This window comes from Streptomyces orinoci (assembly GCF_003121295.1).
Taxonomy (GTDB): Bacteria; Actinomycetota; Actinomycetes; order Streptomycetales; family Streptomycetaceae; genus Streptomyces; species Streptomyces orinoci.
Genome location: NZ_PHNC01000042.1, coordinates 164,252 through 178,181 on the forward strand (window position 1 = coordinate 164,252; position 13,930 = coordinate 178,181).

Here is a 13,930-nt window from a genome sequence, read left to right on the forward strand (position 1 = left end):
GCTAGCCTGACGGCATGAAACTGGTGGTGCAGGTCAAACTCGAGCCAACGCCCGTGCAGGCGGCGGCACTTGAGGAGACCCTGGCCGCCTGCAACGAGGCCGCAACCTGGGTCAGTACGGTCGCCTTCGAGAAGAACACCAAGCGCACCTACGACCTGCGCAAGCACACCTACACCGAGATCCGCGCACGGTGGGGGCTGGGCGCCCAGGCCGCCCAGCACGTGATCAAGAAGACCTGTGACGCGTACGCGACCCTCAAAGCCAACCTGAAGGCCGGCAACCTCGGCCGGCCGGGCTCGAAACGGCACGTGAAGGCGACGGGCAAGCCGGTCGCCTTCCGGCCCCACAGCGCGCAGCCCTACGACGACCGGATGCTGTCCTGGCAGATGGACCGGCACCGCATCTCGATCTGGACCGTGCACGGGCGGATGAAGGACATCTCCTTCACCGGCGGGGCACAGCAGCTGGCCACCCTCGCGAAGTACCGAAAGGGCGAGTCCGACCTGCTGATGCGCAACGGCATGTGGTTCCTGCAGGCCACCTGCGAGATCCCCGAGCAGCCCTTGAACACCGAGGTGGACGACTTCCTCGCCCTGGACTTGGGCATCGTCAACATCGCCACCACCTCGGACGGCGAGATCATGGCCGGCCGGCAGCTGAACCGCACCCGCGAACGCGACCGCACACTGCGCACCAAGCTGCAGAAGAAGAACACCCCCTCCGCCAAGCGCCGGCTCAAAAAGCGGCGCCGTAAGGAGCAACGGCGGGCACGGGACATCAACCACAAGATCGCCAAGCATGTGGTGGCCGAGGCACAACGCACCGGACGTGGCATCGCCCTGGAGGAACTGACGGGCATCCGCGAGCGGGTACGGCTGAAGAAGCCCCAACGGGTCACCCTGCACTCCTGGGCCTTCGCCCAACTGGACAGCTTCATCTGCTACAAGGCCCGCAGGGCGGGGGTGCCGGTGCTGCACGTCGAGGCGGCGTACACCTCGCGCACCTGCGCCGAGTGCGGGCACATCGACAAGGCGAACCGGGTCAGCCAGGCCCGCTTCGCGTGCCGGTCCTGCGGATTCGTTGATCACGCAGACCGCAACGGCTCCCGCAACATCCGTGCGCGTGCGTGCGAGGTGTGGCGGCGATGCGGGGTCGAGTCAACGGCCCCTGCCCCACCCCGAAAGACCAGGGGTGGGACTGGACGCAAGCGCAGTGCCACAACCAGTGGTGCCCGCTGTGCAAGCCCCTCGCTTTAGCGAGGGGTCGTTGACGAGGTACCCACAAGACAGCGGTCTGGCTGTCAAAGGAGAACATTCTGGGAGGAGTTGGGGATCCATACGGCCGAGCTGTCCATGCAGTATCCGTCCGGCACACAGGTCGCCGGAGACCTGGGTGAGCTGTTCGCCGCCCTCAGACAGGGTGCCAGGACCGCCGGCTGCGCACGCGGGTGGCTGCGGAGTTGAGCGGTGGCGGCCGAGCCGAGTCCCCTTGAGTGCGGGGACACTTGGGTGGCGGGTGTCCCGTCTCAGTTGAGCTTGCCGGTGGCTCCTTTGTGCGTCATCCGGAGACAGGGGGAATGGTGACGATCGATCACGATGCGGTGCTTAGGGCCCGCGTGCTGCTGCTGGGGTCCGGCCGGCCCCCAGTCACACCGAACTGATCGGCGCTGTACCGGGACTTGGCCAAGGTGAGTCCGAAGGCGTACGTGCCGAAGTTGGTTGACGCCCTGCTCGCGCTGCGCTATGAGAGCCGGGATCCGAAGGTGGGCGTCGCGCTGGCCGCCGAGGCTTCCCGGGCCGCTCGTAGGATGGAGGTCGGGGCACCGGACCGGGTGGAGCGGCTGCGCCGGGCCCTGGACGCCTGCCAGGCTGCCTTGTTCGCCCTCGGGCGCAGGGCGGAAGGACGCGCGATCTGTGAGGAGCTGGCCGAGGCCGGCCGAAGCGAGCCTCTGGCGCGGGTTCTGGCCGAGGAGGGGCGCTTCAGGGAGGCCGCGGAGCTCGACGAAGAGGCGGCCCGGAACGCAATTCCGGAGCACTCCTTCTGGAACATGGTGCGGTGGGCGGCGAACCTGGAGGGCGCCGGCCTGCACGATGCCGCATCGGCCGTCTTCGGCGAACTCCTTGAGGAGACGCGGTGCGAGGCGGCCGGACAGCGCACCGCTTTGGCGATACTCACCTGGGAGTTGGTCCATTTCTCCCGGATGCGGGAGACCGCCGGGGATGGGGCGGGTGCCGCGGCCGCCCGGCGAGAGGCCCTGAGCGTCCTGGAGGAGCTCGCGACCACGGGCGAGCCGAAGAACTGGAGTTGCATCCTCGGGTGGTGGAGAACGCTCTTCGTCCTGTCGGGACGGGCAGCCGAACCCGCCGCGAGCCCCGAGTCCCCGATGCCGCCGTTCAGCACGGAGCCTGGATGGTCGCGCGACGTGCGGGATGGTTTTCTCGGGATGCTGCCAGGCCTCGAAGCGGAGGCGGCGAGACTGCGCGAGGCCGGCCGGCTGCCCGAACTGGCCGACGTCCAACGCAGGACCGTCATCCGCGCGGCCGTCCGCGACGGCGACCACCCCTACCTGTTCGAGGAACGGTTCAGGCCGTACTTCGACGAGGGCGTGACGCTCGCTCGCCGCCTGCCCGACAGTCCCGCACGCCTCGCCCGCGCCCTCACCGACCGGTCCATGTTCCTCGTCGCGGCACGATCCTTCGAACCCGCGCATGCCGACTTCGCCGAAGCGGTCGCCCTTCTCCACGATCGCTGACCGCGCCGCCCGGCCGCCGCATCCCCGTGCTGGCCACGAGGACCTGGGCCAGGCCGTCGCAGTGCCACCGGTACCGGACCCCGGGGCCAAAGCAGCCGATCCCAGCCCTGCTGAAGGCTGAGATCGGCTGCTTGACCTCCGAGACCGTGTCCCCCGAGAAGACTGAGACGCCAGATCGCCGGCCTGCCCCTCACCGGCAGCATCACCCGAGACCAGACCGGATCCTCCAAGATCCAGTGAGACAACGGCATCGTGAGGGCCGGGCGGGCCCGGAAGGAAGCATTCGCGAACGGTCACAGTGGCCGCATCGCGAATGCATCCGGATCCCGACTGCGGCCGGATCTTGGTCACTTACCACCGTGCGTGAGATCGCCAGACCGATCCGCCGCAGAAGCGGGCAAGAGGCCACCCAAGTCCTCGGCCCCGGGCCCGATCCTCCTATTACCACCGCGAGAAGGACCGGCGGCTGAGCTCGAAGAGGGCCTGGCAGGGCGAAGGGATGCGCAACGCTGATCCGCGGTACCCGCGAGCCGCTGCGCAGAGCTCACCGCCCCACCGGCCACTCGACGACGCCGCTCACCGGCTGCCGGGTCCCCCGGCGCACAGGGCGTGGTCGATCAGGGCGCTGGCCGCCTTCTCCTGGGCCGAAATGTGGTCCTGGGTGTCGCCACGTGCCTCGGACATGGAGACCACGGCGCTGCGCCTGCCGTCGTCCGTGACGCCGTTGAGGGTGATGTAGCCGCCGTCCCCGCCCTCGTGGCTCCAGTAGGTCCCCCCGCATGTCAGAGCGCGTTCAACCAGGCCGAGCCCGTACCGGCCGCCAGGCCACAGCTGTTGGACCTCCGCGCTCACCGGGACGGTCTGCTTCATCTCGGCCAGCTGCCGCGCCGGCAGCAGGCGGCCCGCGAGCAGCGCGCGGAGGAAGCGGTTCTCGTCCCGCGTGGTCGTGGCCCACGAAAGGTTCTCGTGGTCCACCGCGACCTGGTCGGTGACGTCCACCCGGGAGCCGGGGCCGAAGAGCTGGTAGGCCTGGGCATGCGGCTGGGGCAGGGTGGGCGAGGTGCCCATCCACCGGGTCTGGTCGAGGCCGAGCGGGCGCAGGATGCGCTTTTCGATCTCCCGGTGGGCGGGTTGACCGGTGACCTTCTGAATGATCATGTCGAGCAGGACATAGCCGGTGTTGGAGTACTTCCAGCGCTCGCAGGACGTAGCCGGTGGCGGACAGCCCTCGCCGGGCGGGAAATCCGGCGTGTGGGCCATGGCGCGGGCAACCAACTGCTCGGAGCTGTAGACCTTGTAGCGCTGCTGGTCGTACTCCTCGGGCGTGGTGTACCCGGGCAGGTCGTCGTGGATGCCGCTGGTGTGCTGGAGCAGTTGGCGGACGGTGATCCGCTTGCCGTCATTGCCGTTGCCCCGAACCGCTCCCGGCAGCCAGTGGTCCACCGTGTCATCCAGGGACAGCCTGCCCTCGGCCTCCAGCTGGAGGACCACGGTGGCGACCAGTGTCTTGGATGTGCTGGCCATGCGGAAGTAGCCGTCGGGCACGACCGGGCGGCCGGTATGCAGGTCGGCGGTGCCGCTGGTGGCAACCGCCTCCCGGCCATCAGGCCCGATCACACGGGCCTGCACACCGCTGACACCGAGAGCGTGTATCGCCCTGGTGTCCTGGCGCAACTGCTGCTCCGCAGGGGAACGGCCGGCGGGCTGCGCGACGGCGGTGGCCGCATTTACGGCCAGCAGCGCAGCCACACCGGCTGCCATGGCGAGGTGCTTTCGCACAGTCGAAATCATGATCGAACGCTAGTTCCGCCTCCCGTCGCGGCACGATCCGGCGCACCCCCAGGACCGGCTAAGGGATATTCCCCCAGCACGGCTTGGGGATAACCCCAGGACGGTCAGGGGCCGCCGATTCCACCGGAGCCGCACCGTCCATGGCGTGTACGACCTGTTCAATGACACGGTCGCAGGTGCCGGATGCCCGCGCGGCGGGCCCGTGGAACGCGATGCGGACGCCGTCGCCGGCTGGGTGAAAGGACCTGGCCGTGGGCGGGATGACCGTGGCGCCGCTCGGGACCTGACCGGTGTTGCCGACCGGAGGGCACCGAAAGCCCGCTGACCTGCCGAGCCGCCCGCTACGAGCCAGAGCTTCGTCTGGACCATGCCGCTGGACCTGCCGCGGCAAGCGGCAACTCCCCCTACCCACCAGGGATTTCCCTGACAGCCATGGTGAATGCCCTCCCGGACCGCCACGCCGCCGAGCTCCGCCGGCTGGTCGAGCGGCTCGGTGCCCTGGCCGGACGCCAGGACGTACGGCGCCGGACGCCAGGACGTACGGCGTCGGGCGCCGCCGGCGGAACCGCCACGGCGCGTACGGCGACCGGACCCGCACCGCCGCCGAAAGCGCCTTCAGACCGTCGGCGCCCCGTCCACCGGAAGCCCCCGTGGCTCCTTCACCCGCTTCATAATGATCTGCGAGTTCACCTCCGTGACCCCGGACAGCGTGGTGAGGCGCTCGATCCACAGCCGCTCATAAGCACTGAGGTCCGCGACGGCGATGCGCAGCAGGCAGCCGGGGCTGCCGAACAGGCGGTAGGCCTCGATTACATCGGGGATGTCCTGGAGCGCCGCCTCGAAGGCCTCGACCGCCTCCCGGTCGCGTTTGACCTCCACCGAGACCAGGACCTCAAAGCCCCGCCCGACCGCTTCGGGATTGATGACGGCCCGGTAGCCCTGGATGACGCCGTCTTGTTCCAGCTGGCGGACCCGGCGCATACAGGGCGAGGAGGTCAGGCCGACCCGCTGGGCCAGCTCCTGGATGGTGAGGCGGCCGTCGTTCTGGAGCTCGCGCAAGATTTCTCTGTCGATACGGTCCATCACGCAATTATCCACCACGCTTCCGGCTCGCCCGCGCCCGAAAAGGCAAACCGATTGCGTCCGTTTCGCCCTATAGTTCCTCCGGCTCGCAAACGTACTGGCGTACGAGACGCGAAGCCATGCCCGGCAGAGCACCAGGCACCAAGGGCCCGGGAAGAGCACATGAGGAGCGAAGACGTGGGACAGGTCGTCGTCATCAGCACCGGCGGGACGATCGCCAGCCGCTGGCAGGGGTCGGGGTACGCGGCCGACGCCCGCGGCGGGGACGTACTGGCCACGGCCGCCGTGCCCGAGGGTGTGACGGTACGGGTCGTGGACCTGATGAGCGTCAACAGCGCCCGGCTCACCACCGCCCACCAGCTCACCCTGCTGCGGACCGTGCGCGAGGTACTGGCCGATCCCGCCGTTGACGGCATTGTGGTCACCCATGGCACGGACACCCTGGAGGAGTCCGCCTTCTTCGTGGATCTCCACCATGACGACCCGCGGCCGGTGGTCTTCACCGGTGCCCAGCGCCCGCTGGAGGACCCGCAGGGTGACGGCCCGCGCAATCTCCATGACGCGCTGCTGACCGCCTCCTCCGTGCGCGGCCTGGGCGTTCTGGTGGTCTTCAACGGGCAGGTGCACGCGGCCCGCGGCACCGTGAAGGTGCAGACGCTGGACGCGGACGCCTTCGCCGACCCCTCCGGCAGCCGGGTGGCCGATGTCACGGCCGATGGAATCCTCATCCACCGGCGCCCCGAGCGCCCGGCAGCGCTCCCCCTGCCGCAGGCCGCCGAGCCGCTGCCCCGGGTCGATGTGGTGATGCACCACTGTGACGCGGACCCGGCCCTGTTCAACGCCGCCGTCCAGGCCGGCGCCCAGGGCATCGTCCTGGTCGCCACGGGGGCGGGCAATGCCACCCCGGAGATCTGCGCCGCCGTGGAAGCGGCCGTCTCCCGTGGCGTCCTGGTCGCCCTGACCACCCGGGTGCCCAGCGGGCCCGTCGCGGAGATCTACACCCATGGCGGAGCCGTGGACCTGGCGGCCGCCGGAGCGGTGCTCACCGGCACCCTCCGCGCCGGCCAGGCACGTATCGCCGTGCTCTCCGCGCTCCTGGCCGCCACCGGCCCGGCCGAACGCGCCCAGGCGCTGCGGAACACGCTCGCCGCCGGCGACGCCGTGGCCGCGAGCGCGGCCGCCTGACGCCCCTCCCCCACCGTCCTCCCAGCCCGCCCCACGCCTGATCGGACCTTCCATGCCGGCATCCGTCCCCGGTCCCGCCACTCCCCTCGACGACCGCCCCCCGGTACGCACCGAGCACGACCTCCTCGGCGACCGGGAGGTTCCCGCGGCCGCCTACTACGGTGTCCACACGCTGCGGGCCCTGGAGAACTTCCCCATCACCGGCACCCCCATCTCCGCCTACCCCGACCTGGTCATCGCCCTGGCCTGTGTCAAACAGGCCGCCGCCCAGGCCAACCGTGGCCTCGGGCTGCTGGACGAGCGCAAGGCGGCGGCCATCGTGCGGGCCTGCGAGGAGATCCGCGGCGGGCAGCTGCACGAGCAGTTCGTGGTGGACGTCATCCAGGGCGGCGCCGGCACCTCCACCAATATGAACGCCAACGAGGTGGTGGCCAACCGGGCGCTGGAACTCCTCGGCCACGACCGCGGCGCCTACCGCCACCTCCACCCGCTGGAGGACGTCAACGCCGGGCAGAGCACCAACGACGTCTACCCCACCGCCGTCCGGCTCTCCCTGCAGCTCGCCGCCGCCCGTCTGCTGGGGGCCATGGAGGTACTGCGCCAGTCCTTCGCCGCCAAGGCCGAGGAGTTCGCGGATGTGCTGAAGATGGGCCGTACCCAGCTCCAGGACGCGGTGCCGATGACGCTGGGCCAGGAGTTCGCGGCCTACGCCGTGATGCTGGCCGAGGACCAGGCCCGCCTGGAGGAGGCCTGCGCCCTGCTGCGTGAGATCAACCTCGGCGGCACCGCCATCGGCACCGGCCTCAACGCCCATCCCCGCTACGCCGAGACCGCCTGCCGCCACCTGAGCACCATCACCGGCATCCCGGTGACCGTCGCCGGTGACCTGGTGGAGGCCACCCAGGACATGGGTGCCTTTGTCCAGATCTCCGGAGTGCTCAAGCGGATCGCCGTCAAGCTCTCCAAGACCTGCAACGACCTGCGCCTGCTCTCCTGCGGACCGCGCGCCGGTCTGGCCGAGATCAACTTGCCGCCGGTACAGGCCGGTTCGAGCATCATGCCGGGCAAGGTCAACCCGGTGATCCCCGAAGTGGTCAACCAGATCGCCTTCGAGGTCATCGGCAACGACGTGACCGTCACCATGGCCGCCGAGTCCGGCCAGCTCCAGCTCAACGCCTTCGAGCCGGTCATCGCGCACAGCCTGCTCAAGAGCCTGACCCATCTGCGGGCCGGGTGCCTGACCCTGGCCGAGCGGTGCGTCAACGGCATCACCGCCAACCGCGAGTATCTGGCGGGCCTGGTGGGGCAGTCCATCGGACTGGCCACCGCGCTCAACCCGCACATCGGCTACGAACAGGCCACCGCCGTCGCCCAGGAGGCACTGACCACCGGCGCCTCGGTGCACGACCTGGTGCTGGCCAAGGGCCTGCTCACCCCCGAGCAGCTGAAGGAAATCCTGCACCCGGACAACCTCGCCCGTCCGCACGCCCGGACCACCGCGGCCCCCGCCTCCTGATCCCCTCTCCCCCGAAAACCCCTTCAACTCCCTTCACCAGCAACAGAAAGAAGCAACACCCCCATGGCAACGGCGCCTAGCGTCTCGTACTCGATGACGGTCCGACTGGAGGTTCCGGCGGGCGGGTCGGCCGTCAGCCAGCTGACCACGGCCGTGGAGTCCTCGGGTGGTTCGGTGACCGGTCTGGATGTCACCGCCTCCGGCCATGAGCGGCTGCGGATCGATGTCACGGTGGCCGCGACCTCCACCGCGCACGCCGAGGAGATCGTCCAGCGGCTGCGCGAGATCGAGGGCGTGACGGTGGGGAAGGTCTCCGACCGTACCTTCCTGATGCACCTCGGCGGCAAGATCGAGATGGCCTCCAAGCACCCCATCCGCAACCGTGACGACCTGTCCATGGTCTACACCCCCGGCGTGGCGCGGGTGTGCATGGCGATCGCGGAGAACCCCGAGGACGCCCGCCGGCTGACCATCAAGCGCAACGCGGTGGCGGTGGTCACCGACGGCTCCGCGGTGCTGGGCCTGGGCAATATCGGCCCCAAGGCGGCGCTGCCGGTGATGGAGGGCAAGGCGGCGCTGTTCAAGCGGTTCGCGGGGATCGATGCCTGGCCGATCTGCCTGGACACCCAGGATTCCGACGCCATTGTGGAGATCGTCAAGGCCATCGCGCCGGGTTTCGCGGGGATCAATCTGGAGGACATCTCCGCGCCGCGCTGTTTTGAGATCGAGGCCCGGCTGCGTGAGGCGCTGGACATCCCGGTCTTCCATGACGACCAGCACGGCACCGCGATTGTGGTGCTGGCGGCGCTGACCAACGCGCTGCGGGTGGTGGGCAAGGCCATTGGCGACGTCCGCGTGGTGATGTCCGGGGCGGGTGCGGCCGGTACCGCGATCCTGAAGCTGCTGACTGCGGCCGGGGTGCGGCACGCGGTGGTGGCCGACATCCATGGCGTGGTCCACGCCAAGCGCGAGGACCTGGTCTCCGCCGATCCCGGCTCGGCGCTGCGCTGGATCGCGGACAACACCAACCCCGACAACATCACCGGCACCCTCAAGCAGGCCGTGCGCGGCGCGGATGTCTTCATCGGCGTCTCCGCCCCCAATGTGCTGGGTGCGGAGGATGTGGCGGCGATGGCGGATGACGCGATCGTCTTCGCGCTGGCCAACCCGGACCCGGAGGTGGACCCGGCCATCGCCCGGCAGACCGCCGCGGTGGTGGCCACCGGGCGCTCGGACTTCCCCAACCAGATCAACAATGTGCTGGTCTTCCCCGGCGTCTTCCGCGGCCTGCTGGACGCCCAGTCCCGCACCGTGAACACCGAGATGATGCTGGCCGCCGCGGGCGCCCTCGCCGATGTCGTCGCCGAGGACGAACTCAACGCCAACTACATCATCCCCAGCGTCTTCAACGCGGCGGCGACCCAGGCCGTGGCCTCCGCGGTCAAGCGGGCGGCGCTGGCGGTGGGCCGAACGGACTGAGCACCGGCCGGAGTTGACGGCCGTCGCGCGCCCCTTCCAGGGCGCGGGGCGGCCGTCCATGCGTAGCAAGTGCGGGCCGTCCGTGGCCGATCACGCGGCCCCTGCCCCTTGCGGGGCACCCGGTGAGGCGCGGTCAAGCCTTGTACGCGGCGCGCTCCCGCGCCGAGACTGAGCCCATGCGGATCAATCAGCGGGACACCGACCACGATGAACCCGGCCGGGTCCGGTACCAGGAAAGGCCGTTCACCGGAGAGGTGGAGACCACCGCCCCCAACGGCCGGATGATCGCGCTCTTCACCTACCAGGACGGCATCCGGCACGGACCCCAGCAGACCTGGTACGCGGACGGGACCAGAAGATCCGAGGGCACCGTCAACTCGGGTACCGCGGTGGGCGAATGGCGGGAGTGGCATCTCAACGGGCAGCCGGCCGGGCTGGTCACACACACTCAGGACGGGCTGCCCCTGCACCGCCGGCGGTGGGACCCCAATGGAAACCTCATTGAAGACCGGCAGTTGAACCCGTCCGGGCCCGCACCGGCCGGCCACCGGGACGGAGCCGCGCCCACCGCCGATGTGGACCAGGAAGCCGGCATGCTTTTCGACCTCGGCGCACTCGAACGGGCGGCGGGTCATGTCGCGGCCGCCCGCAGGGCCTTCTCCCGCGCCGCCGCCACCGGCCACCCCGACACCGGCCCCATGGCCCTGGCCAACCTCGCGGTACTCGAAGCCTCGGCCGGGCGGGCCGCACAGGCCCGTACCGCGTTCGAGCGGGCGATCGCCACCGGACATCCCGATCACGCGCCCAAGTCCCTTTTCAACTACGCCATCTTCCAGCAGCGCGCCGGCGAACTGACGCACGCCCGCCAGCTCTATGAGCAGGCCATCGCCGGCGGACATCCCGAGCATGCCCGCAAGGCACTGTTCAATCTCGCCAATCTGGCCGCTCGGCAAGGCCATCTCGACGAGTCCTGTGGCCTGTTCCTGCGCGCCATGGCACCCCCGTTCCTCGGGGACACCGCCCAGCGGGCGCACCGACGGCTCATTGAAGTCGATCCCGGCCGCCTGGGCGAAGCCCGCCAGATCTACCTACGGGCCATGGCGAACGAGGACCCACAGACGGCGGAGCGGGCCCGCGCGCTCCTCCAGGACCTGGACCCCCTGCACGACATCCAGAGTGCCGGAATCCACCTGGGCACCAGGCAGTTCCGCCTCGCCGACATCGAATCCGCCGAGTGGGCGACCGGGCGGCGTCCGGCCTACTCCAGCGGCTATCTCGATGTCTACACCCATGACGGGGCACAGCACACGGTCTTCATAGACCTCCGCGACCCCTACGACAGCCGGGGATACGACGTGCTGCGACAGCACCTCGGGCCCGGCCGGATCTGAAGGCCGGCCCACTCCGGGCGCCATGGCCGTTTCGCCTCCCGGGCCTCGCCGGGCCCGGTGACCCGGCACACCGCACCACCGAGAAGGATCGCCGCCGCACAGGACCCGGCGCACCATGCCGCTGCCCCATGAGACGCGCCGCCAGGACGAGTTCACCGGCCTGGCGGCCAGTTGCCACACCATGCGGCGCGGCCAGGGGTCCACCGCTCCGGCGAGGCGCAACAGCGCACATACGCCGCTCAGCCCGGCGAGCGCTCCCCCAGCACTTCCTCCAGCAGCGACTCCAGCAGCCGCACCGCCTCCCCCACCGCCGCCCGCACCGGGGCGCTGAGCCCCGCCGGGATGTCGGGCTCGTCCCCGCGTACCCGGACCAGCGGCTCACAGCCGAGGATCAGCACCCGGGGCAGGGTGAGGCCCTCGGCACGAGCCAACTCCCCTGCCCAGGCGAGGACTTTCACCGGGTCCATGCCATGGGCCTCCGGTGCCGGGGGCGGTGCGCCGGCGGCGGGCGCGGCCGCGTCGAGGACATAGAGGGTGCCGGGCGGCTCCCCCCGTGGGACGGCGTCCAGCAGGATCGCCGTCTCATAGCCGGCCAGCAGCCGGTAGGCCAGATCCATGCCCCGGATGCCGAAGTCGGCGAGATGGACCTGTGGGGGCAGGGCACGCTCGCGCAGCGCGGTGACCAGTTCCGGGCCGAAGGCGTCATCGGCCAGGAAGATATTGCCCACCCCGGCCACCAGGACGCGGCCGCGCGGCACTTGGGTGGTCAAGGCCGTACCGCCGTGGCGGCCGGGGCCGGGCGTTTGCGGACGAAGGCCGAGCGCAGGGCGTGGTACGGGGCCGTGGGGTCGTCAAAGACCGCACGCATCCGGCGCAGTTCCTCGGCGCGGTGGGCGGCGAGCGGTTTGATCGCCTCATTGCGCTCCCGGGCGGCCTTCTTCGCGGCAATGCGCACCGCCACATCCGTGGCCCGGGTCAGATCCTGAGCCAGTTCGGTCACCGCCGGGGCGAAGCGCTCCACGGTGGTGGGCAGGACCCGGTCCACCAGGCCGTAGTCCAGGGCGCGTTGGGCGCTGACCGGCTTGGCCTCCTCGGTGAGTTTCACCGCCTGGCCGGGGCCGACGCGTCTGGGCAGGGTGTAGGTCCAGAACTCCGAGCCGTACAGGCCCATCAGCCGGTAGTGCGGGTTGAGCACCGAGCCCTCCCGGCACCACACCTCGTCGGCGGCCAGCGCCAGCATCACCCCGCCGGCCGCGGCGTTGCCCGCCATGGCCGCCACCACCAGCCGGTCGGTGGTGGTGAGGACGGCCTCCACCAGGTCGTCCATGGCGTTGATATTGGCCCAGGACTCGGCGGCGGGGTCGGCGGCCGCCTCGATGACATTGAGGTGGATGCCATTGGAGAAGAAGTCCCGTTCACCGCCGAGCACCAGCACGGAGGTGGGGCGCCGGCAGGCGGCCCGGTAGGCGCTCAGCAGCCGCCGGCAGTGCCGGGTGCTCATCGCGCCGCCGGGGAAGCGGAAGCGCAGAAAGCCCACTTCGCCGCGCTCCTCATAGCGGATGTCGCTGAAGGTCCGGCGGTGGGCGGGCAGTTCCAGGGGTGCGGCCATCTCCGGTACGGGCGGGAGGAGTTCACCCAGGGCGGCCGTGGCGGGCAGCCGGATGCCCGGTTCGCCGTCGGCCGTCCGGCACCGGCGCAGTTCGGGGATCCATACCGCGCCGTCCACGGTGGCCCGGCAGATCGCCCCGGCCCGGGTGGCCAGGATCTGACCGGGTTCGCCGCGCAGCCGGTCCTCGGGGTGGCCGCCATGCAGGAACCATTCGTCGCCCAGGAGCCGGTCATGTACCCCGGGACGGGAGTCGGCGGCGCGCAGGGCGCCCAGCACGGTCTGGGTCGGCTGGGCGGTCCAGTCGATGCGGCGGTCGCTCTGCCGCATGGGCGGGCGGGCGCGTACCGGCAGGTCGTCCTGGGGCCGGGGGGTGAAGCCGCCGGAGGCGAAGCGTTCCACCGCCAGGTGCACCGCTTGCAGGGCGGCGTCCGCGACCTCACCCCGGTACAGCTCGCTCTTGCCGACTCCGGCCGGCACGGTGAAACCGGCCTCGGCCCACACCGGCCCGGCGTCCAGCTCCGCCCGCGCCTGAAGCACCGTCACCCCCCAGCGCGGTGCGCTCTCCTGGACCGCCCAGTCCAGGGCGGACGGGCCCCGGTCCCCGGGCGGCCCCGGGTGGACGACCAGACAGGTGTGCCGGGACCAGACGTCCTCGGGGATCACCGTCTTGAGCATGGGTGCCAGCACCAGCTCGGGGCGGTGCCGCAGGACCGCGGTCCGTACCGCCTCCGCGTCGGTGACCACGGCCGTCTCCACGGTGTGGCCGCGGTCTCCGAGTTCGGCGAAGACCCGTTGGGTGAGGCTGTTGAAGGCGCTGGCGATAAGCAGAACACGCATGGCGATCGGCCTTTCCGAGTGCATGACCGGGAACGGCCCCCCGGCAGATCCTCGCCGACCGGTGGCCGTCTCCGGCCCTTCGCCCCGGCCCGGCGCCATGGATTGCGCTGGCCGGGCGAATACCTGGCTCCGCATGGCAGCACCGGCCGCGCCGCGGCCCCGGCGCGGCGCGCGGGCTGGGCACGGTGGACCCCGGCCAGGGACGGTCCGGCTGGTACGTGCCTTCACATGCCCGGCGCCTCTGAGCTGCCTGACTGCCTGACTGCCTATCTGTCTGAACTGCCCTA

The 13,930-nt window shown here is 70.6% G+C and carries 10 protein-coding genes; 6 read left to right on the plus strand and 4 right to left on the minus strand.

Features of this window, described 5'->3' with window-relative positions:
- Nucleotides 1-14 precede the first annotated feature (14 nt).
- Both CV755_RS33840 and CV755_RS33845 read left to right on the plus strand, forming a co-directional pair.
- Nucleotides 15-1,256 carry an RNA-guided endonuclease InsQ/TnpB family protein gene (locus CV755_RS33840; RefSeq protein WP_109284766.1) on the plus strand — a complete coding sequence of 414 codons (1,242 nt, stop codon included), beginning with the start codon at nucleotides 15-17 and terminating at the stop codon, nucleotides 1,254-1,256.
- A 449-nt stretch (nucleotides 1,257-1,705) separates the two neighbouring features.
- Nucleotides 1,706-2,752, plus strand: a complete 1,047-nt coding sequence (locus CV755_RS33845) for a hypothetical protein (protein WP_153068806.1) — start codon at nucleotides 1,706-1,708, stop codon at nucleotides 2,750-2,752.
- Between the two features lie 576 nt (nucleotides 2,753-3,328).
- On the opposite strand, the gene CV755_RS33850 is transcribed toward CV755_RS33845, so the two are convergent.
- Together CV755_RS33850 and CV755_RS33855 are read right to left on the minus strand one after the other, a co-directional pair.
- Nucleotides 3,329-4,543, minus strand: coding sequence for a serine hydrolase domain-containing protein (locus CV755_RS33850; RefSeq protein WP_109284770.1), 1,215 nt, complete (start codon nucleotides 4,541-4,543; stop codon nucleotides 3,329-3,331).
- A 615-nt stretch (nucleotides 4,544-5,158) separates the two neighbouring features.
- Nucleotides 5,159-5,626 (minus strand): Lrp/AsnC family transcriptional regulator, encoded by a 468-nt coding sequence (locus CV755_RS33855; protein ID WP_109284772.1) that lies wholly within the window; start codon nucleotides 5,624-5,626, stop codon nucleotides 5,159-5,161.
- Nucleotides 5,627-5,788: 162 nt separating this feature from the next.
- On the opposite strand from CV755_RS33855, the gene CV755_RS33860 reads away from it, so the two are divergent.
- The 4 genes from CV755_RS33860 (at nucleotide 5,789) to CV755_RS33875 (ending at nucleotide 11,197) form a co-directional block, all read left to right on the plus strand.
- Nucleotides 5,789-6,811 (plus strand): asparaginase, encoded by a 1,023-nt coding sequence (locus CV755_RS33860; RefSeq protein ID WP_241561562.1) that lies wholly within the window; start codon nucleotides 5,789-5,791, stop codon nucleotides 6,809-6,811.
- A 52-nt stretch (nucleotides 6,812-6,863) separates the two neighbouring features.
- Nucleotides 6,864-8,327: an aspartate ammonia-lyase gene (aspA, locus tag CV755_RS33865; protein WP_109284776.1), complete on the plus strand. Its 1,464-nt coding sequence runs from the start codon at nucleotides 6,864-6,866 to the stop codon at nucleotides 8,325-8,327.
- Between the two features lie 63 nt (nucleotides 8,328-8,390).
- Entirely contained in the window at nucleotides 8,391-9,806 is a 1,416-nt protein-coding gene (locus CV755_RS33870; protein ID WP_109284778.1) for an NAD-dependent malic enzyme, read from the plus strand.
- Between the two features lie 176 nt (nucleotides 9,807-9,982).
- A complete protein-coding gene (locus CV755_RS33875) occupies nucleotides 9,983-11,197 on the plus strand; it encodes a toxin-antitoxin system YwqK family antitoxin (protein ID WP_109284780.1) in 1,215 nt (404 codons plus the stop codon).
- A gap of 239 nt (nucleotides 11,198-11,436) precedes the next feature.
- Here CV755_RS33875 and CV755_RS33880 read toward each other — a convergent pair whose 3' ends face one another.
- Nucleotides 11,437-11,967 (minus strand): hydrogenase maturation protease, encoded by a 531-nt coding sequence (locus CV755_RS33880; protein ID WP_241561563.1) that lies wholly within the window; start codon nucleotides 11,965-11,967, stop codon nucleotides 11,437-11,439.
- The gene (locus tag CV755_RS33885; protein ID WP_109284852.1) at nucleotides 11,964-13,643 is read right to left on the minus strand and encodes an enoyl-CoA hydratase-related protein; all 1,680 of its coding nucleotides are present in this window, start codon (nucleotides 13,641-13,643) and stop codon (nucleotides 11,964-11,966) included. The genes CV755_RS33880 and CV755_RS33885 overlap by 4 nt, the downstream gene beginning before the upstream one ends.
- Between the last annotated feature and the right edge of the window lie 287 nt (nucleotides 13,644-13,930).